The sequence below is a fragment of the Citrobacter sp. GW821-FHT02E08 genome (assembly GCF_059421685.1).
This window is the reverse complement of the sequence record NZ_JBWKVL010000005.1, coordinates 161,786-181,720: the sequence shown is the minus strand read 5'-3', so window position 1 is coordinate 181,720 and position 19,935 is coordinate 161,786. Positions and strand designations below refer to the sequence as shown.

Below are 19,935 nucleotides of genomic sequence, written 5' to 3'. Positions count from 1 at the left end.
ACGCCTTATCCGGGCAACAAAAACGTAGGCCCGGTAAGCGAAGCGCTACCGGGCATTCCATTTAGCGATATTGTTTCAGTACTGCACGACCCAGCGTCAGGATCTGCATTTCGTCAGAACCGCCGGATACACGGTCAACGCGCAGGTCACGCCAGAAACGCGTGATACGGTGGTTGCCCGCAATCCCCACGCCGCCCAACACCTGCATAGCACTGTCCACAACTTCAAACGCAGCATTGGCGCAGAAGTACTTACACATCGCGGCATCACCGGAGGTGATGGTGCCGTTATCGCTCTTCCATGCTGCTTCAAACAGCATGTTTTTCATGGAGTTTAATTTAATCGCCATGTGAGCGAATTTTTCCTGAATCAGCTGGAAGCGGCCGATAGTTTCGCCAAACTGCACACGCTGATTCGCATAGCGCGCGGCATCTTCAAAGGCGCACATCGCGGTACCGTAGTTGGTTAAGGCCACCAGGAAACGTTCGTGATCGAACTCTTCTTTTACGCGGTTAAAGCCATTACCTTCACGACCGAACATGTCTTTCTCTTCCAGTTCGACGTCGTCAAAGTTGATTTCACAGCAGCTGTCCATGCGCAGACCGAGCTTCTCAAGTTTGTTAACTTTGATGCCCGCTTTGCTCATATCGACACACCATTCGGTATAAACTGGTTTGTCCGGAGAGGCGGCGTCTCGTGCCATTACCACAACGTAAGGGGTATAGGCGCTACTGGTGATAAAGCACTTACTGCCGTTAAGATAAACCTTACCATTTTTGCGTGTATAAGTAGTTTTTAAACTGCCAACATCTGATCCCGCTCCCGGTTCTGTGATGGCGGAGTTCCACATTTGCTTCCCGGTCCCCTGGAAAGCCATGATCTTATCGATCTGCTCCTGGGTTCCTTCGCGCAGGAAGGTGTTAAACCCGCCTGGAAGCTGGTACAGAACATACGTTGGCGCGCCCAGGCGTCCCAGTTCCATCCAGACCGCTGCGACGGTGACAAAACCGGCTTCCAGTCCGCCGTGTTCTTCCGGGATCAGCAGGCTATCAATGCCCATATCCGCCAGTGCTTTTACAAAACGTTCTGGATAGACGCTGTCGCGATCGCACTCGGCAAAATACGCTTCCCAGTTTTCACTGGCCATCAGTTCACGAATACCGGCGACAAACAGTTCCTGCTCGTCATTTAAATTAAAATCCATCTTCCAACCTCTTGATATATTGGGGTTAAAGTTACTTGTCTTTCCAGTGCACTTTGGCGTCTTTAATAAAGGACAGCGTCACCATGATATTGACGAAGAACAACGGACAGCCGCCGGCGATAATGGCGGTTTGAATCGGTTTCAGCCCACCAAGCGCCAGCAGTACGATACCGATGATGCCAACCAGCACTGACCAACCGATGCGAATCAGCAGAGGCGGTTCTTCGCCGTCGCGTACTTCGCGGCAGGTCGACATTGCCAGGGTGTAAGAACAGGCGTTAATCAGTGTTACCGTGGCGATAAAGCAGAGGATAAAGAATCCCCACATCGTGGCGGTACTGAACGGCAGTGCGGCCCAGGTTTCGATGATGGCGCGCGCCACACCGTGCTGTTCGATCAACTGCGGAATATTGAGAATGTTTTTGTCCATCAGCAGCAGGGTGTTACTGCCGAGAACGGTCCACAGGATCCAGGTAGATGCGGTCAGACCCAGCACCATCCCGAAGCACAATTCACGAACGGTACGTCCACGGGAAATACGGGCGAGGAAGATACTCATCTGGATGGCGTAGATAACCCACCAGGCCCAGTAGAAGACCGTCCAGCCTTGCGGGAAGCCGCCTTTGCCGATGGCATCGGTATAAAACAGCATGCGTGGGAGATACATCAGCAGCATGCCGACGGAATCAGTGAAGTAGTTCATGATGAAGCTGGCGCCGCTGACAATAAACACCCAGCCCAACATCAGGAAACTCAAATAACTACGTACGTCACTGGCGATTTTCACCCCTTTTTGCAGACCACAGGCGACGCAAATCGCGTTCAGGATGATCCAACAGGTGATGATGATGGCGTCCAGTTGCAGGGTGTGCGGAATGCCAAACAACCACTGCATACACTCTGTGACCAGCGGTGTCGCCAGACCCAGACTGGTACCCATCGCGAAGATCAGTGCCACCAGATAGAAGTTATCAACGATGGTCCCGAATAAGCCTTTTGCGTGTTTCTCTCCGACCAGCGGCACCAGCGTTGAGCTGGGGCGAATAACGTCCATTTTGCGAACAAAGAAAAAGTAAGCGAACGCGACGGAGAGGAAGCTATAGGTTGCCCACGGTAACGGTCCCCAGTGGAACAAGCTGTAGGCAAGGCCGAGCTCTTTCGCGCCCGTGGAATTCGCCGCAAGGGCAAACGGCGGTGTCGAGATGTAGTAGTAAATCTCAATCGAACCCCAGAATAAGACGGCGGCTGAGGTACAGGAGGCAAACATCATAAAAATCCAGCTGGTGGTGCTGAATTCCGGTGCTTCATCGCCTAATTTCTTTTTGGCATAGGGGCCAAAAACCAGCCAGAACCAACCAAAAAGCATAACGATCATGTACCATTCGAATGCCCAACCCCAGACATTCGTGACGTAACTAAATACGGCGTTAATAACGACATTTGCCGCATCAAGATCGCGAACGGTTAACCAACATAGTATTCCAACAATTATTAAGGGCGGAAAAAAAACCTTTGGTTCAATTCCAGACTTTTTCTTTTCATTTTTCATGAGTTAATTCCAGTGTCAAAACAAAATTTATTTTGTGTTCCCGGATGTTATTTATTGTTTGTTTTTTGTAATAATAATTTAATGATTTATTAACCTCGGGGACGCGTTGGAAAGTACTTCATAATGGGTATTCAGCCCTCTGTGTACTGTTACCTGCGTCACACTTTTATACCGGGTGATTTTTGGCGATTATTTGTTTGTTTTTGATTTAAAATCAAATGCTTATGTGTGATTTTTTTACTTTTTTAACTCTCTGGCATTCAATATTGGTGATCAACAAAACAATATTGAAAGTTTTGGGCTTTGATGTCTGCTTTCAATATTGGTGAGGGACTTAACATTATTGAAAGTTGAAAATATCAGTGTGTGACATTTTCAATATTGGTGATTAATGTTTTATTTCCGAATTAAAGAGCGTGGTATCTGTATATTTAACACTGCCGATATGAACGACGTTTCCTTCATGATTTCTGGAGATGCAATGAAGATAATTACTTGCTACAAGTGCGTACCTGATGAACAGGATATTGTAATTAATAATGCTGATGGATCATTAGATCTCAGCAAAGCGGATGGCAAAATCAGCCAATATGATCTGAATGCGATCGAAGCTGCTTGTCAGTTAAAACAGCAGGTTGGTGAGGCTCAGGTTATTGCGCTCAGCGTGGGCGGCAAAGCGCTGACTAACGCCAAAGGGCGTAAAGATGTGCTTTCCCGTGGTCCTGATGAACTGATCGTGGTGATTGACGACCAGTTTGAACAGGCGTTACCGCAGCATACGGCTGCCGCGCTGGCTGCCGCCGCGAAAAAATCCGGCTTTGATCTGATTGTCTGTGGCGATGGTTCTTCTGACCTTTATGCACAGCAGGTGAGCCTGCTGGTAGGCGAAACGCTGCAGATCCCCGCCATTAATGGCGTCAGCAAGATCCTCTCGCTGGCGGATAACACCCTCACGGTGGAACGTGAGCTGGAAGATGAAATCGAAACTCTGAGCATTCCCCTTCCTGCGGTGGTGGCCGTTTCTACCGACATTAACACTCCGCAGATTCCGTCCATGAAAGCTATTCTTGGCGCGGCCAAAAAACCGGTTCAGGTCTGGTCATCTGCGGATATCGGATTCAATGCGGTTGACGCTTATTCCGCTCAACAGGTTGCTGCGCCGAAACAGCGCGAACGTCAGCGCATCGTCATTGAAGGCGATGGTGAAGAACAGATCGCCGCGTTTGCCGATCATCTGCGCAAAATTATTCGTTAAAAGGGGATGTTATGAGCAAGTTTTCCAGTGTCTGGGTATTCAGCGATACCCCTTCTCGCCTGCCGGAACTGATGGGTGGCGCACAGGCTTTAGGTGAACAGATTAATGCGTTTGTGCTTAACGATACTGATGGCGTAACGGCGTTTCAGTCCGGCGCAAATCACGTCTGGCAACTGAGCGGTAAGCCCGATGACCGCATGATGGAAGATTATGCCGACGTGATGGTGCAAACCATTCGTCAGCAAAGCGAGGCGGGAGTGGTGCTGCTGCCTAATACCCGTCGCGGCAAACTGCTGGCGGCAAAGCTGGCGTTTCGTTTGTCAGCCGCCGTCTCCAACGACGCGAGCGCGGTAGAGCAAAAAGAGGGGCGTGCGGCCGTTAAACATATGGTCTATGGCGGTCTGGCCATTGGTGAAGAGACGATCGCGTCGCCATTTGCTGTTATCACGCTCAGCAGCGGCACGTTTGAGGCCGCGGCTCAGGATGCCTCTCTGAGTGGGACTGCGCAGGTTGTACAGTGGCAGTCACCTGAGATTGCGGTGACCCGCACGGCAACACTGGCGCGTCAAAGCAACAGCGTTGATCTCGACAAAGCGCGCCTGGTGGTCAGCGTTGGACGAGGTATCGGCAGCAAAGAGAATATTTCTCTGGCGGTCGCGCTGTGCGAAGCCATTGGCGCGGAGCTGGCTTGCTCTCGCCCGGTAGCGGAAAACGAAAAGTGGATGGAGCATGAGCGTTATGTCGGGATCTCCAACCTGATGCTTAAGCCAGATCTGTACCTGGCGGTCGGGATTTCCGGGCAAATTCAGCACATGGTAGGGGCGAACGGCTCACAAACCATTTGCGCCATTAACAAAGATAAAAATGCCCCGATATTCCAATACGCTGATTACGGCATTGTCGGCGATGTTATGAAGATCCTGCCAGCGCTCACGAGCGCGTTAGCACGCTGATCCACCAGGCAGGGCCGGATCCCGGCCCTGCCATCGACAGGTTAATCTGGAGTTCTTATGTCCGAAGATATCTTTGATGCCATCATCGTGGGAGCAGGGCTGGCCGGTTCGGTTGCGGCGCTGGTGCTCGCCCGTGAAGGGGCACAGGTGTTAGTTATCGAGCGCGGCAATTCCGCAGGTGCGAAGAATGTCACCGGTGGGCGTATTTATGCCCATAGTCTTGAACGCATTCTCCCTGGGTTTGCTGAACAGGCCCCCGTCGAACGTGTGATTACCCACGAAAAACTCGCCTTTATGACGGATAAAGGGGCGATGACGGTGGATTATTTCAACGGTGAAGACGCCGCACCTTCACAAGTCTCTTATTCCGTACTGCGCAGTAAATTTGATGCCTGGCTCATGGAACAGGCGGAAGAAGCGGGTGCGCAGCTGATCACCGGCATCCGCGTCGATAACGTCGTTAAGCGCGACGGGAAAGTGGTGGGTGTAGAAGCCGATGGCGATATTCTCGAAGCGAAGGTCGTTATCCTTGCCGACGGGGTGAATTCTCTGTTGGCGGAACAGCTGGGCATGGCAAAACGCGTTGAAGCAGAACACGTTGCGGTCGGGGTAAAAGAGCTTATCGAATTACCTAAATCGGTGATTGAAGATCGCTTCCAGCTGCAGGGCAACGAAGGGGCTGCCTGTCTGTTTGCGGGATCGCCAACCGACGGCCTGATGGGCGGCGGTTTCCTCTATACCAATGAAACAACCATTTCTCTGGGACTGGTGTGTGGCCTTCATCATCTGAAAGACGCCAAAAAATCGGTTCCACAAATGCTGGAAGACTTTAAACAACACCCGGCAGTCGCGCCGCTCATTGCAGGCGGCAAGATGGTCGAATACGCTGCGCACGTCGTTCCTGAGGCCGGAATGAACATGCAGCCTGAGCTGGTAGGTGACGGCGTGTTGATTGCCGGTGATGCCGCCGGAATGTGTATGAACCTGGGCTTTACTATTCGCGGTATGGATCTGGCGGTATCAGCCGGTGAAGCCGCCGCGAAAACAGTGCTCTCTGCCATGCGTAGCAACGATTTCAGCAAGCAAGGACTGGCGGAATATCATCAGCATCTGGACAACGGCCCGATGCGTGATATGCGCATGTACCAGCGTTTACCTGCATTCCTCGACAACCCGCGCATGTTTACGCAATACCCTGAAATGGTGGTCGGCATTGCGCGCGATCTCTTCACCATTGATGGCAGCGCGCCAGTGCCGATGCGTAAAAAAATCCTGCGCCATGCCAAGAAAGTCGGCTTTATCAATCTGATGAAGGACGGCATTAAAGGAGTAACCGCATTATGACTTCTTCCGTCAATGTAGACGTCAAACTGGGCGTTAATAAATTCAATGTGGATGAAGAGAACCCACACATCATTCTGAAAACTGACCCCGATAAACAGGCGCTGGAAGTTCTGATCAAGGCCTGCCCTGCGGGATTGTATAAAAAACAGGATGACGGTAGCGTACGTTTTGATTATGCAGGGTGTCTTGAATGCGGCACCTGCCGGATCCTCGGTTTGGGGACGGCGCTGGAAAAGTGGGAATACCCGCGTGGCACCTTTGGCGTGGAGTTTCGTTACGGCTGAGCCCGATGCCGGGTAGCGCTTACGCGCATCCGGCCAACTAAAATATGCAGTTTTTTGGCCGGATAAGACGTTTCTCGTCGCCATCCGGCAATATTGCCGATGAAACAGGAAATAGCCATGCAGCAGCCCAGGAATTTTGATGACCTCAAATTCTCATCTATTCACCGCCGTATCATGCTGTGGGGAAGCGGTGGGCCTTTTCTGGATGGATATGTACTCGTCATCATCGGCGTTGCCCTGGAGCAATTGACCCCGACATTGGGCCTGGATGCCGAGTGGATCGGTATGCTCGGCGCCGCGACGCTGGCTGGGCTGTTTGTCGGTACTTCGCTGTTTGGCTATATTTGCGACAAGGTCGGACGTCGCAAAATGTTCCTTATCGATATCGTCGCCATTGGGGTGATATCGGTGGCGACCATGTTTGTCTCTACACCGTTTGAACTGCTCATCATGCGCGTGCTGATTGGGATTGTGATAGGCGCAGATTATCCCATCGCCACCTCGATGATCACCGAGTTTTCCAACACTCGCCAGCGGGCGTTTTCCATCGGTTTTATTGCCGCCATGTGGTATGTGGGCGCGACCTGCGCCAATCTGGTCGGTTACTGCTTATATGACGTTGAAGGCGGCTGGCGCTGGATGCTTGGCAGCGCTGCGATTCCGTGCCTTATCATCCTGATTGGCCGTTTTGACCTCCCGGAGTCCCCGCGATGGCTGCTACGCAAAGGGCGGGTGGAAGAGTGCCAGAAGATGATGATCAAACTGTTTGGCGAACCCGTCGTTTTTGATGATGAACCGCCTAAGGAAACCCGCTTCCTGCAGTTGTTCAACCGCCGCCATTTTCCGTTTGTGCTTTTCGTGGCGGTTATCTGGACCTGCCAGGTGATCCCGATGTTTGCCATCTACACCTTTGGTCCGCAGATAGTCGGGTTGCTCGGCTGGGAGCAGGGGCGGAGTGCGGCATTAGGAAACGTGGTGATCAGCCTCTTCTTTATGCTGGGCTGTGTTCCGGCCATGTTCTGGCTGAACAGCATCGGTCGCCGCCCGTTGCTTATCGGCAGCTTTGCGATGATGACGTTCGCCCTGGCGCTGCTTGGGTTTATCCCCAATTTAGGGATCGGTCTGGTGGTGGTGGCGTTTGCGGTCTATGCGTTTTTCTCCGGTGGGCCGGGTATTTTGCAATGGCTTTACCCCAACGAGCTGTTTCCCACTGACATTCGCGCTTCTGCGGTCGGTGTGATCATGTCGCTCAGCCGTATCGGGACGGTGGTCTCCACCTGGGCGTTACCGATTTTCATCACCCGCTACGGAATTAATAACGTGATGCTGATTGGGGCACTGATTTCGCTGATAGGTCTGGTTGTCTCCGTCATGTTTGCCCCGGAAACGCGTGGCCTGACGCTGTTGCAGACAGGGAATATGAAAATTCGCGGTAAGCCATAAGCGGCCGGAACCACTCGTTCAGAATTCTCATCCTGACCGCTCAAGAATATTGACTATAAGCCTGGTGAATAACTGACTACACTCTGTGGTAAAAGAGTGTCGCAAAATAACAGGCTAATCATGATTCTTATCATTTACGCGCATCCCTATCCGCACCATTCGCATGCGAATAAGCGGATGCTCGAACAGGCAAGGACGCTGGACGGTGTAGAAATTCGCTCTCTTTACCAGCTCTATCCCGACTTCAATATCGATATCGCCGCAGAACAGGAAGCGCTATCCCGCGCTGACCTGGTCATCTGGCAACACCCGATGCAGTGGTACGGCGTTCCCCCCTTGCTTAAACTCTGGATGGATAAAGTCCTTTCTCACGGCTGGGCCTATGGGCACGGCGGAACCGCGCTTCGCGATAAACACCTGATGTGGGCCGTCACCACGGGCGGCGGCGAAAGCCATTTTGATATTGGCTCACACCCGGGGTTTGACGTGCTTTCTCAACCTCTGCAGGCCACTGCAATTTACTGCGGATTGACCTGGCAGCCGCCGTTTGCTGTGCATTGCACCTTTATTTGCGATGACGAAACGTTGCAGGCGCAGGCGCGTCACTACAAGCAGCGGTTGATGGAATGGCAGGAGGCGCACAATGGATAGTCACACGCTAATACAGGCGTTAATTTATCTGGGTTCTGCGGCGCTGATTGTGCCGATTGCTGTGCGGCTTGGCTTAGGGTCGGTGCTGGGGTATCTCATTGCCGGATGCATTATCGGCCCCTGGGGATTACGCCTGGTGACAGACGCCGAATCTATCCTGCATTTTGCTGAGATTGGCGTGGTGCTGATGCTGTTTGTTATCGGCCTTGAGCTGGATCCGCAGCGTTTGTGGAAACTGCGGGCCTCGGTGTTTGGCGGCGGCGCTTTGCAGATGGTGGTTTGTGGCGGCCTGATTGGGCTGTTCTGTATGTTCCTCGGTCTGCGCTGGCAGGTTGCAGAGCTGATTGGTATGACGCTGGCGCTCTCCTCGACGGCCATCGCCATGCAGGCGATGAACGAACGTAATCTGACGGTTTCTCAAATGGGGCGTAGCGCCTTTGCGGTGCTGCTGTTCCAGGATATCGCGGCGATTCCGCTGGTGGCGATGATTCCCTTGCTGGCGGCCAGCGGTGCAGCCACGACCCTGGGGGCGTTTGCGCTTTCGGCATTGAAAGTCGCAGGTGCTCTGGTGTTGGTGGTGTTGCTGGGGCGCTATGTCTCGCGTCCGGCACTGCGCTTTGTGGCTCGTTCAGGCCTGCGGGAAGTCTTCAGCGCCGTGGCGCTGTTCCTTGTTTTCGGCTTCGGTTTGCTGCTGGAAGAGGTGGGGCTCTCAATGGCGATGGGCGCGTTTCTGGCTGGCGTGCTGCTGGCGAGTTCAGAATACCGACATGCGCTGGAAAGCGATATTGAGCCGTTTAAAGGGCTATTGCTGGGGCTATTTTTCATTGGCGTCGGCATGTCGATCGATTTTGGCACGCTGATTGATAACCCGCTGCGTATCGTCATTCTGCTGGTGGGCTTCCTGGTCATTAAAATGGGTATGCTGTGGCTGATTGCCCGACCATTGCAGGTTCCGAACAAACAACGTCGCTGGTTTGCCGTATTATTAGGGCAAGGGAGTGAATTTGCGTTTGTGGTGTTTGGTGCGGCGCAAATGGCGAATGTGCTGGATCCTGAATGGGCCAAAGCGCTGACGCTGGCGGTGGCACTCTCTATGGCGGCGACGCCGATTTTGCTGGTGCTGCTGACCCGGATGGAAAAATCCGCGGCCGAAGAAGAACGTGAAGCTGATGAAATTGATGAAGAACAACCGCGGGTGATCATCGCCGGGTTCGGGCGCTATGGTCAGATAACCGGTCGTTTGCTGTTGTCGAGCGGGGTGAAAATGGTCGTCCTCGATCACGACCCTGACCATATTGAGACGCTGCGTAAATTTGGTATGAAGGTGTTTTACGGCGATGCGACGCGCATGGATTTGCTGGAATCTGCGGGGGCTGCAAAAGCAGAGGTGTTAATTAACGCCATTGACGATCCGCAAACCAGTCTTGAGCTGACTGAAATGGTGAAGACCCATTTCCCCAGTCTGCAAATTCTTGCCCGCGCCCGCGATGTCGATCACTACATTCGTTTGCGACAGGCCGGGGTGGAGATGCCGGAACGTGAAACCTTTGAAGGCGCGTTAAAGACCGGGCGTCTGGCGCTGGAAAGTTTAGGATTAGGCCGTTATGAAGCGCGTGAGCGCGCGGACTTGTTCCGCCATTTCAATACGCAAATGGTTGAAGAGATGGCAATGGGGGAAAATGACGCAAATGCCCGCGCGGCCGTCTACAAACGCACCAGTGCAATGCTGAGTGAAATCATCACCGAAGATCGCGAACATTTGTCTTTAATTCAACGCCATGGCTGGCAAGGCACGGATGAAGGTAAACATACGGGCGACGTTGCCGATGAGCCGGAAGTGAAACCGTCAGCATAAGGTAAAAAATGTGATGTTCTGCAAACTTTACTGCTAATTGACTGTTTTTAAAATACTGTAAGGCTGGCACTCCACTTTAAATCAGTGGGGTCGCCAGCAGAACGGAAAATTTTCGTGCTCATCTTCTTTCCGCCAGTCGACGAAAGATTACGCTTTCCGTATAGTGGCGACAATTTTTTTGCATCCGGGAATTATTCAATGATCAGTCTGATTGCGGCGTTAGCGGTAGATCGCGTTATTGGCATGGAAAACGCCATGCCGTGGAACCTGCCTGCCGATCTCGCCTGGTTTAAACGTAACACGTTAAACAAGCCTGTCATTATGGGACGTCACACCTGGGAATCCATCGGTCGACCGCTGCCAGGGCGTAAGAATATCGTTATCAGCAGCCAGCCAGGCACTGACGATCGTGTGCAGTGGGTGACCTCTATTGACGACGCGGTGGCAGCCTGTGGTGATGCGCCAGAGATTATGGTGATTGGCGGTGGCCGTGTTTACGAGCAGTTCTTGCCGAAAGCGCAAAAGCTGTATCTGACGCACATTGATGCCGAAGTTGAAGGGGATACGCATTTCCCGGACTACGAGCCTGATGACTGGGAATCGGTATTCAGTGAGTTTCATGACGCCGACGAGCAGAACTCACACAGCTACTGCTTCGAAGTTCTGGAACGCCGGTAAGACTGATAAGCGACGCGTTATCAGAGAATCAGGCGCAGAGTGCCGGATGACGACGCTGACGCGTCTTATCCGGCCTGTATTCCTGTTGCGCGATTACGACGCCACCGCTTCATGTCCGCCAGGATTTCGGTGGCGGTTTGATGGCTGCACAAAATATTTTTTATCTTCCCAACGCAGGCAGGTTAAGTCACCGCCCCAGCAGCATCCTGTATCCAGCCCGTAAATACCCTCTGGCGTGCCTCTTCCTTCCAGTGAGGCCCAGTGTCCGAAAGCAATGCTGTACGCTTCGCTAACCGGTCCCGGAATGGCAAACCAGGGCTTCAGCGGCGCCGGTGCGTTTTCCGGTGACTCTTTGCTGTACATATCCAGTTGACCGTTCGGAAAACAGTAGCGCATGCGGGTAAACGCGTTGGTGATAAAACGCAGCCGCGCCAGCCCTGTTAACTCCGGTGTCCAGTTGTTTGGCATATCGCCGTACATTGAGTCCAGAAAGAAAGGGTAAGAGTCGCTGGATAAGACCGCTTCGACATCGCGTGCGCACTCTTTGGCGGTGTGTAGATCCCACTGTGGTGTGATGCCCGCGTGGGCCATGACCAGTTTCTTCTCTTCATCAACCTGTAATAGCGGCTGACGACGCAACCAATTGAGCAGTTCGTCTGCATCTGGCGCTTCCAGCAGCGGGGTAAGTCTGTCTTTGGGTTTATTGCGACTGATGCCAGCAAAGACGGCCAGCAAATGAAGGTCGTGATTGCCCAGCACTAAGCGAACGCTGTCACCCAGTGATTTAACGTAGCGCAGCACATCCAGAGAACCGGGACCACGGGCGACCAGATCGCCCGTCAACCATAAGGTGTCATTCCCTGGGGTAAATTCTACTTGTTCTAACAATGCGATCAGTTCGTCGTAGCAACCGTGAACGTCGCCAATGAGGTATGTTGCCATCGCTCTAGTTTTAATGAATGAGTGTAGGAACAGCGAGTCGAAATACGGGGATATCGATCGTAAAGGCGACGCCATTTTCGTCGATCATTTCGTAATGACCCTGCATGGTGCCCAGCGGCGTTTCAATGACGGCACCGCTGGTATACTGATATTCTTCACCAGGCGCGATGTGTGGCTGTACGCCAACCACACCTTCACCCTGTACTTCAGTTTCACGGCCATGACCATTGGTAATCAGCCAGTAGCGACCTAACAGCTGTACTGGCGCTCGCCCCAAATTGCGGATGGTCACGGTATATGCAAAGACGTAACGTTCATCATCAGGTGCGGACTGCGCCTCAATATAGACGCTTTGTACCTGAATACACACTCGGGGCGAATTGATCATGCTTAACTCTCCTTCGACGGCGGGTTCTCTGACAGATAGTTCGCCATCTTGCAGTATTGCGCGACAGAAATATTCTCTGCCCGCATTGCCGGGTCAACGCCCAGTTCGATCAGCAGCTCAACGCTAAACAAATTACCGAGGCTGTTGCGAATCGTTTTGCGACGCTGGTTAAAGGCTTCGGTAGTAATACGGCTCAGTACGCGAACATCTTTGACCGGATGCGGCATCGTTGTATGCGGTACCAGACGTACGACGGCAGAATCCACTTTAGGCGGCGGTGTGAAGGCCGATGGCGGCACTTCAAGAACCGGGATCACCTGACAGTAATACTGCGCCATGACGGTTAATCGACCATACGCTTTACTGTTTGGTCCTGCAACCAGACGGTTCACAACCTCTTTTTGCAGCATAAAGTGCATGTCAGCAATGGCATCAGTATAGCTAAAGAGATGGAACATCAACGGTGTGGAGATGTTGTAGGGCAGGTTGCCAAACACACGCAGCGGCTGCCCCATTTTTTCGGAAAGCTCGCCAAAATTCATGGTCATGGCATCTTGCTGATAAATCGTCAGCTTCGGCCCCAGGAACGGGTGTGTTTGCAGACGTGCAGCCAGATCGCGGTCGAGTTCGATGACCGTGAGCTGATCCAGGCGTTCGCCTACCGGCTCCGTCAGTGCTGCCAGTCCAGGACCGATTTCGACCATGGCCTGACCTTTCTGCGGGTTGATAGCAGAAACGATACTGTCGATCACAAACTGATCGTTGAGAAAGTTTTGCCCGAAGCGTTTACGGGCTAAGTGGCCCTGATGGACTCTATTATTCATTGAGTATTAACAATCATTTTGATGGCGAGATTAAGCGCCGTAATAAAACTGCCGACATCGGCTTCTCCACGACCCGCGAGTTCAAGCGCGGTGCCGTGATCAACAGATGTGCGAATAAAGGGTAGGCCCAACGTGATATTCACGCCGCGCCCAAAGCCCTGGTATTTTAGCACGGGAAGACCCTGATCGTGGTACATTGCCAGAACAGCATCGGCACTATCGAGGTATTTAGGCTGAAATAGCGTATCGGCGGGCAGTGGGCCGCTTAAAAGCATACCCTGCGCACGTAGCGCATCCAGCACCGGAATGATCGTATCGATCTCTTCCGTTCCCATATGACCGCCTTCTCCGGCATGCGGATTCAAACCACATACCAGAATATGCGGATCGGTCAGGCCAAATTTCAGGCGCAGGTCGTGATGCAAAATACCGATCACCTCTTGCAGCAGGGCAGGCGTAATCGCATCGGCAACGGCTCTGAGCGGCAGATGCGTGGTGACCAGCGCAACGCGAAGTTCTTCGGTTGCCAGCATCATGACCACTTTCTTTGCCTGTGAGCGTTCTTCTAAAAACTCCGTGTGTCCGGTAAATGGCACGCCAGCATCATTAATGATGCCTTTGTGAACCGGGCCGGTCACCAGCGCCGCAAATTCGCCCTGCAGACAACCATCGCAGGCGCGAGCCAGCGTATCCACCACATACTGCCCATTTTCGACCGCCAACTGACCTGCTGAGACCGATGCACGCAGTGCGACAGGCAAGAGGGTCAGCGTGCCTGCTGACTGGGGCCTGGCTGGAGAGTGGGGCGAATAAGGGAGTAGTGTGAGCGGTAAACCGAGCATGGCTGCTCGGTCTGTTAATAGCGTGGCATCGGCACAGACGACGAGTTCTACCGGCCACTCACGCTGTGCAAGCTGGACAACCAGGTCCGGACCAATCCCGGCGGGTTCGCCGGGAGTGATGACAACACGTTGTGTTCTGCTCATTAATTGCTCAGAATTTTAACGTATGCGCTGGCGCGCTGTTCCTGCATCCAGGTCGCTGCTTCTTCCGAGAATTTACGGTTCATCAGCATGCGATAGGCTCTGTCTTTCTGGGCTGCGTCGGTTTTATCAACGTTACGTGTATCCAACAGTTCGATCAGATGCCAGCCAAAGGAAGAGTGCACTGGGGTGCTCATCTGGCCTTTGTTCAGTCGGGTCAGCGCATCACGGAAGGCAGGGTCGAAAATGTCAGCCGCAGCCCAGCCCAAATCGCCGCCCTGGTTGGCAGAACCCGGATCCTGAGAGAACTCTTTCGCAGCGGCGGCAAACGTGGTTTTACCACTCTTGATGTTCGCAGCGATCTCTTCCAGTTTCAGGCGCGCCTGTTGATCGGTCATGATCGGCGACGGTTTCAGAAGAATATGACGGGCGTGAACTTCAGTCACCGAAATGCTCTGGCTCTGGCCACGCATATCATTCACTTTCAGAATATGGAAACCGACACCTGAACGAATCGGACCGACGATATCGCCTTTTTTCGCTGTGCTCAGTGCCTGAGCGAAGATACCCGGCAGTTCCTGAATTCGACCCCAGCCCATCTGGCCGCCATTCAGCGCCTGTTGGTCAGCAGAATGGGCGATGGCCAGTTTGCCGAAATCAGCGCCGCTTTGCGCTTGCTCAACGACAGAACGCGCCTGGCTTTCGGCTTCGTTCACCTGGTCGGAGGTTGGGTTTTCCGGCAGCGGAATCAGAATATGGCTCAGGTTCAGCTCGGTGCTGGCATCGTTTTGTTTACCGACCTGCTGGGCGAGCGCATCAACTTCCTGCGGTAGAATCGTTACACGACGGCGTACTTCGTTGTTACGCACTTCAGTAATGATCATCTCTTTGCGGATCTGGCTACGGTAGGTCGAGTAGTTCAGACCGTCGTAAGCCAGACGGCTACGCATCTGATCCAGCGTCATGTTGTTCTGCTTGGCAATGTTGGCGATGGCTTGATCCAACTGCTCGTCAGAGATTTTGATGCCCATTTTCTGGCCCATCTGCAGCATAATCTGATCCATGATCAAACGTTCAAGGATCTGATGGCGCAGCGTAGCGTCATCCGGAAGCTGTTGACCCGCCTGACCCGCGTTGAGTTTTACTGACTGCATTAACCCATCGACGTCACTTTCGAGTACGACGCCGTTATTGACGACGGCTGCGACTTTATCGACTACCTGCGGGGCAGCGAAACTGGTATTCGCGATCATGGCGATACCGAGAAGCAGCGTTTTCCAGTTCTTCATACTTTTTCCATTTCAATTAACCGCAATGCGGATTACGTGGTAAATCAATCAGATCACAAAGAGTTCTGGTACGGCAGAATGTTCGAGCGCAGCATCTCTTGCGTGCCGAGGCCATAGTTGGAGCTCAGGCCACGCAGCTCGATGTTAAAGCCGATCACGTTGTCATAGACAGACTCTTGTTTGTCACTATCCCAACCGTTCAGCTTACGTTCGTACCCGAAGCGCAGCGCATAGCAGCAGGAGTTATACTGTAGAGCGAGCATCTGGTCGGCAGCTTTATTCACATTGGTGTCATAATAGTAGGCGCCAACAATGGACCACCGGTCAGCAATCGGCCAGCTCGCCACCATACCGACCTGATTAATCCCGTCTTTGTACTGTGGGGCATTCCAGTGAGTATCGTCACTATTTTTGGGCAATGTTGCCTGAATATATTCCGGGCTGGCATACCGGTAGTTCAGTTGCACCAGGCGATTTTCATCCCGACGGTATTCAATGCTGCTGCTGCTGGTCGCCACGCTGTCCAGACGCGTGTCATATTGCACCCCACTGCGTAAACCCCAACGATCGGAAATACGCCAGTAGGTGTCGCCCGCCCACACCAGTGAGCCCGTTTCGTCATCGTTCTCCCATTTAATGTTGTCATCGCCAGTGCGAGACTCCGTGAAATAGTAGATTTGACCCAGAGAAACGTTAAAACGTTCAACGGCAGCGTCATCATATACACGAGATGTGACGCCGGTCGTGACCTGGTTTGCAGAAGCGATGCGGTCCAGTCCGCCATAAGTCCGGTCGCGGAACAGGCCAGAATAGTCAGACTGCAGTAAAGACGAATCGTAGTTGTAGATACCACTCTGGTCACGGAACGGCACATACAGATACTGCGCGCGCGGCTCCAGCGTCTGGGTATAACCTGGGGCGAAGGTGGCCATGTCGCGTTCAAAAATCATCTTACCGTCGACTTTGAACTGCGGCATCACACGGTCTGCGGACTCATCCAGCTTATTCAAATTCTTGGGATTGTTATTGTACGAATCCAGATTGGTCTGTTGGTAGTGGGTTGCCATCAACTTGGCTTCCGTATTGATACTGCCCCACTGATTCGACAACGGCAAATTGATGGTCGGTTCGATGTGCAGACGAGTTGCTTCCGGCTGATCGTCTTTGGTGTTAACAAAATGCACTGCCTGACCGTAGACACGCATATCAAAAGGACCGACGTCATTCTGATAGAGGTTAACGTCTAACTGTGGTTCCGCCGAGTAACTGCTGGTGCTCTGATCGCTAAAGACCTGGAATTGTTTGGTCGACACGGTGGCGTCAAAGTTTTCCACCGCATAGCCAACGCTAAATTTCTGCGTCGCATAGCCGTCAGTACTGGAACCGTACTTGTTATCGAAGTCATTGAAATATTGTGAGTCGCTGACCTTGGTATAGTTGACGTTGAAACGCCATACCTGGTCCATGACACCTGAGTGTTGCCAGAAGAACAACCAGCGGCGCGAGTTGTCATCGTTAGGATTTTCGTCACTATAGACATCATCGGAGTTCAGGTAGTCAAACTCCATCAAACCGGCGCCCGCATGGGTGAGGTAGCGGAATTCGTTCTCCCACATAATGCCGCCACGGCGGTGCATATAATGTGGTGTGATCGTGGCGTCCATATTGGGCGCGATGTTCCAGTAATACGGCAGATAGAACTCAAAATAGTTATTACTGCTGTACTGCGCATTCGGGATCAGGAAGCCTGAGCGGCGTTTATCGCCAACCGGTAACTGCAAATACGGGCTATAGAAGACCGGAACAGGGCCGACTTTAAAACGGGCGTTCCAGATTTCCGCCACCTGTTCTTCGCGGTCGTGGATAACTTCACTGCCCACCACGCTCCAGGTGTCAGCGCCGGGTAAACAGGAGGTGAAGCTACCGTTTTCAAGGATGGTATAACGGTTTTCGCCACGCTGTTTCATCAGGTCCGCTTTACCACGCCCCTGACGACCGACCATCTGATAGTCGCCTTCCCACACGTTAGTGTCTTTGGTATTCAGGTTCGACCAACCTTTCGGTCCCTTCAGGATGACCTGGTTGTCATCATAATGGACGTTACCCAGCGCATCGACAGTACGAACGGGCTCGGGGAGGCCTTGCGCTTCTTTCTGATGGAGTTGTACCTCATCAGCCAGAAGGCGACTATTGCCCTGGGCGATATCCACATTACCGGTAAACACCGCGTCATCAGGGTAGTTCCCTTTGGCGTGATCGGCTGTAATGGTAACGGGTAGCTCGTTCGTCTCGCCCTGCACCAGTGGACGGTTATAGCTCGGCACACCCAGCAAACACTGTGAGGCGAGATCGGCTGCGGCGCCCTGCTGGCTATAAAGGGCGCTGGCAATCATGGTGGCCAGAAGAGTGGGAATACGTTTTTTCATACGTTGTATTTATTGTTCCATCATCGGTAGCGTTGCGCGTGACAAACGGTCAGAGACTAACGTACTCATCTTCACTGCGCTAGTGTTAATCCTGTCCGTTTTATACCCGCCATCTTCCTGGCTGCATCGTTTTTGGCGGTACGTTATCGCCGTGTTGCAACTCGAAATCCAATGGATATAGCGTCTGTGGTGTTAGGCACGGCATTGAATGACAGGTATGATAATGCAAATTATAGGCTATGTCCCACAATTGACCGTAGCGTTGATTACCGTAAAAGCACCTTATATTGTGGGACATAGCCTCACTGACCGCGTAAAGATTTGGGGAGTCTATGCAGTACTGGGGAAAAATAATTGGTGTCGCCGTGGCTCTAATGATGGGCGGAGGCTTCTGGGGCGTGGTTTTAGGCCTGCTGGTCGGGCATATGTTCGACAAAGCCCGCAGTCGCAAAATGGCGTGGTTTGCGAACCAACGTGAGCGTCAGGCGCTGTTTTTTGCCACGACTTTTGAAGTCATGGGACACTTAACCAAATCGAAGGGGCGCGTCACCGAAGCCGATATTCATATCGCCAGTCAGTTGATGGATCGGATGAATTTGCACGGTGAATCGCGTACAGCGGCGCAACATGCCTTCCGCGTCGGAAAATCAGACAATTACCCATTACGTGAAAAAATGCGCCAGTTTCGTAGCGTCTGTTTTGGGCGATTCGATCTGATCCGCATGTTTCTGGAGATTCAGATTCAGGCGGCGTTTGCCGATGGCACTTTGCATCCGAACGAGCGGGAAGTGCTGTATGTCATCGCCGAAGAGTTAGGGATTTCCCGCACGCAGTTTGACCAGTTTCTGCGCATGATGCAGGGCGGGGCACAGTTTGGCGGCGGATATCAGCAGCAATCTGGCGGCGGATGGCAACAGGCGCAGCGAGGACCGACGCTGGAAGATGCCTGTAATGTACTCGGCGTGAAAGCTGGCGACGATGCGACGACGATCAAACGCGCCTATCGTAAGCTGATGAGCGAGCATCATCCTGACAAACTGGTGGCGAAAGGTCTGCCGCCAGAGATGATGGAGATGGCGAAGCAAAAAGCGCAGGAAATTCAAAAGGCGTATGAACTGATTAAGGAACAAAAAGGGTTCAAGTAATCCGTGATGCCGGATAGCAATGCGTTGCACGCTATCCGGCAGTCAGACCGACATTAAAAATCTGCCGGGGCTTTGAAGGTCATGCTGTTACCGTAAGCGGGATGCGTAATGGTGAGCATTTCGGCATGCAGTAACAAGCGTGGCGCCATCGCCAGCGCTTCCGGGGGCGCATAAAACCGGTCGCCTAAAATAGGATGCCCGAGTGCCAGCATGTGTACGCGTAGTTGATGAGAACGCCCGGTAATCGGTTTGAGGACGACCCGGGCGGTATTATCCGCCGCGAAATCCACCACTTCATACCCAGTTTGGGCCGCTTTTCCCGTCTCATAACACACTTTTTGTTTTGGCCGGTTCGGCCAGTCACAAATCAGCGGTAAATCGACCACTCCCTCGCTGGGCGCGGGATGCCCCCACACACGCGCAACATACTGCTTTTTCGGTTCACGCTCGCGAAACTGGCGTTTGAGTTCACGCTCAGCCGCTTTCGTGAGCGCCACTACAATCACGCCGCTGGTCGCCATATCAAGACGATGCACCGACTCTGCCTGCGGGTAATCGCGTTGGATACGCGTCATCACGCTGTCTTTGTGCTCTTCCTGACGACCCGGCACAGACAACAAGCCGCTCGGCTTGTTGACCACCATAATGTGTTCATCCTGATACAGGATAACCAGCCAGGGATCCGTCGGCGGATTGTAGTTTTCCATTCCCATTTTCAGCTC

18 protein-coding genes are annotated in these 19,935 nt (G+C 52.8%); 9 read left to right on the top strand and 9 right to left on the bottom strand.

Annotated features, from left to right (window positions below; genetic code table 11):
• Positions 1-61: 61 nt before the first annotated feature.
• Entirely contained in the window at positions 62-1,204 is a 1,143-nt protein-coding gene (gene caiA / locus AC07UY_RS09265; RefSeq protein ID WP_192611036.1) for a crotonobetainyl-CoA dehydrogenase, read from the bottom strand.
• A 31-nt stretch (positions 1,205-1,235) separates the two neighbouring features.
• Positions 1,236-2,753 carry an L-carnitine/gamma-butyrobetaine antiporter gene (gene caiT / locus AC07UY_RS09260; protein ID WP_494660022.1) on the bottom strand — a complete coding sequence of 506 codons (1,518 nt, stop codon included), beginning with the start codon at positions 2,751-2,753 and terminating at the stop codon, positions 1,236-1,238.
• Between the two features lie 481 nt (positions 2,754-3,234).
• Here caiT and AC07UY_RS09255 point away from each other — a divergent pair, with 481 nt between their 5' ends.
• From AC07UY_RS09255 to folA, 8 genes are all read left to right on the top strand, one after another.
• On the top strand, positions 3,235-4,008 hold the full coding sequence (locus AC07UY_RS09255; protein WP_301701346.1) for an electron transfer flavoprotein FixA: 774 nt from the start codon (positions 3,235-3,237) through the stop codon (positions 4,006-4,008).
• An 11-nt stretch (positions 4,009-4,019) separates the two neighbouring features.
• Positions 4,020-4,961 (top strand): electron transfer flavoprotein subunit alpha/FixB family protein, encoded by a 942-nt coding sequence (locus tag AC07UY_RS09250; protein ID WP_276292874.1) that lies wholly within the window; start codon positions 4,020-4,022, stop codon positions 4,959-4,961.
• A gap of 57 nt (positions 4,962-5,018) precedes the next feature.
• Positions 5,019-6,305 carry an FAD-dependent oxidoreductase gene (locus tag AC07UY_RS09245; RefSeq protein WP_203358962.1) on the top strand — a complete coding sequence of 429 codons (1,287 nt, stop codon included), beginning with the start codon at positions 5,019-5,021 and terminating at the stop codon, positions 6,303-6,305.
• Positions 6,302-6,589, top strand: coding sequence for a ferredoxin-like protein FixX (fixX, locus tag AC07UY_RS09240; protein WP_162380925.1), 288 nt, complete (start codon positions 6,302-6,304; stop codon positions 6,587-6,589). Before AC07UY_RS09245 ends, fixX begins: the two co-directional genes overlap by 4 nt.
• Positions 6,590-6,706: 117 nt before the next feature.
• Positions 6,707-8,032 (top strand): MFS transporter, encoded by a 1,326-nt coding sequence (locus AC07UY_RS09235; RefSeq protein WP_494660025.1) that lies wholly within the window; start codon positions 6,707-6,709, stop codon positions 8,030-8,032.
• 120 nt (positions 8,033-8,152) lie between these two features.
• Positions 8,153-8,683 (top strand): glutathione-regulated potassium-efflux system oxidoreductase KefF, encoded by a 531-nt coding sequence (gene kefF, locus AC07UY_RS09230; RefSeq protein WP_494660026.1) that lies wholly within the window; start codon positions 8,153-8,155, stop codon positions 8,681-8,683.
• Positions 8,676-10,538: a glutathione-regulated potassium-efflux system protein KefC gene (kefC, locus tag AC07UY_RS09225; protein WP_494701077.1), complete on the top strand. Its 1,863-nt coding sequence runs from the start codon at positions 8,676-8,678 to the stop codon at positions 10,536-10,538. The genes kefF and kefC overlap by 8 nt, the downstream gene beginning before the upstream one ends.
• A gap of 198 nt (positions 10,539-10,736) precedes the next feature.
• Positions 10,737-11,216 (top strand): type 3 dihydrofolate reductase, encoded by a 480-nt coding sequence (gene folA, locus AC07UY_RS09220; RefSeq protein ID WP_203358958.1) that lies wholly within the window; start codon positions 10,737-10,739, stop codon positions 11,214-11,216.
• Positions 11,217-11,309: 93 nt separating this feature from the next.
• Here the strand turns inward: folA and apaH are convergent, their stop codons facing one another.
• The 6 genes from apaH to lptD are packed head-to-tail and all read right to left on the bottom strand — an operon-like array spanning position 11,310 to position 18,068.
• Positions 11,310-12,158 (bottom strand): bis(5'-nucleosyl)-tetraphosphatase (symmetrical) ApaH, encoded by an 849-nt coding sequence (gene apaH, locus AC07UY_RS09215; protein WP_203358957.1) that lies wholly within the window; start codon positions 12,156-12,158, stop codon positions 11,310-11,312.
• Positions 12,159-12,168: 10 nt separating this feature from the next.
• The gene (gene apaG / locus AC07UY_RS09210) at positions 12,169-12,546 is read right to left on the bottom strand and encodes a Co2+/Mg2+ efflux facilitator ApaG/CorD (protein WP_192611047.1); all 378 of its coding nucleotides are present in this window, start codon (positions 12,544-12,546) and stop codon (positions 12,169-12,171) included.
• Between the two features lie 2 nt (positions 12,547-12,548).
• Positions 12,549-13,370 carry a 16S rRNA (adenine(1518)-N(6)/adenine(1519)-N(6))-dimethyltransferase RsmA gene (gene rsmA / locus AC07UY_RS09205; protein WP_192611048.1) on the bottom strand — a complete coding sequence of 274 codons (822 nt, stop codon included), beginning with the start codon at positions 13,368-13,370 and terminating at the stop codon, positions 12,549-12,551.
• Positions 13,367-14,356 (bottom strand): 4-hydroxythreonine-4-phosphate dehydrogenase PdxA, encoded by a 990-nt coding sequence (gene pdxA, locus AC07UY_RS09200; protein ID WP_494660028.1) that lies wholly within the window; start codon positions 14,354-14,356, stop codon positions 13,367-13,369. Before pdxA ends, rsmA begins: the two co-directional genes overlap by 4 nt.
• The gene (gene surA / locus AC07UY_RS09195) at positions 14,356-15,642 is read right to left on the bottom strand and encodes a peptidylprolyl isomerase SurA (RefSeq protein WP_192611050.1); all 1,287 of its coding nucleotides are present in this window, start codon (positions 15,640-15,642) and stop codon (positions 14,356-14,358) included. The genes pdxA and surA overlap by 1 nt, the downstream gene beginning before the upstream one ends.
• A gap of 53 nt (positions 15,643-15,695) precedes the next feature.
• The gene (gene lptD, locus AC07UY_RS09190; RefSeq protein ID WP_494660029.1) at positions 15,696-18,068 is read right to left on the bottom strand and encodes an LPS assembly protein LptD; all 2,373 of its coding nucleotides are present in this window, start codon (positions 18,066-18,068) and stop codon (positions 15,696-15,698) included.
• 332 nt (positions 18,069-18,400) lie between these two features.
• On the opposite strand from lptD, the gene djlA reads away from it, so the two are divergent.
• The gene (gene djlA / locus AC07UY_RS09185; RefSeq protein WP_494660030.1) at positions 18,401-19,213 is read left to right on the top strand and encodes a co-chaperone DjlA; all 813 of its coding nucleotides are present in this window, start codon (positions 18,401-18,403) and stop codon (positions 19,211-19,213) included.
• A gap of 53 nt (positions 19,214-19,266) precedes the next feature.
• Here djlA and rluA read toward each other — a convergent pair whose 3' ends face one another.
• Positions 19,267-19,926 carry a bifunctional tRNA pseudouridine(32) synthase/23S rRNA pseudouridine(746) synthase RluA gene (gene rluA, locus AC07UY_RS09180; RefSeq protein ID WP_494660031.1) on the bottom strand — a complete coding sequence of 220 codons (660 nt, stop codon included), beginning with the start codon at positions 19,924-19,926 and terminating at the stop codon, positions 19,267-19,269.
• Positions 19,927-19,935 lie beyond the last annotated feature (9 nt).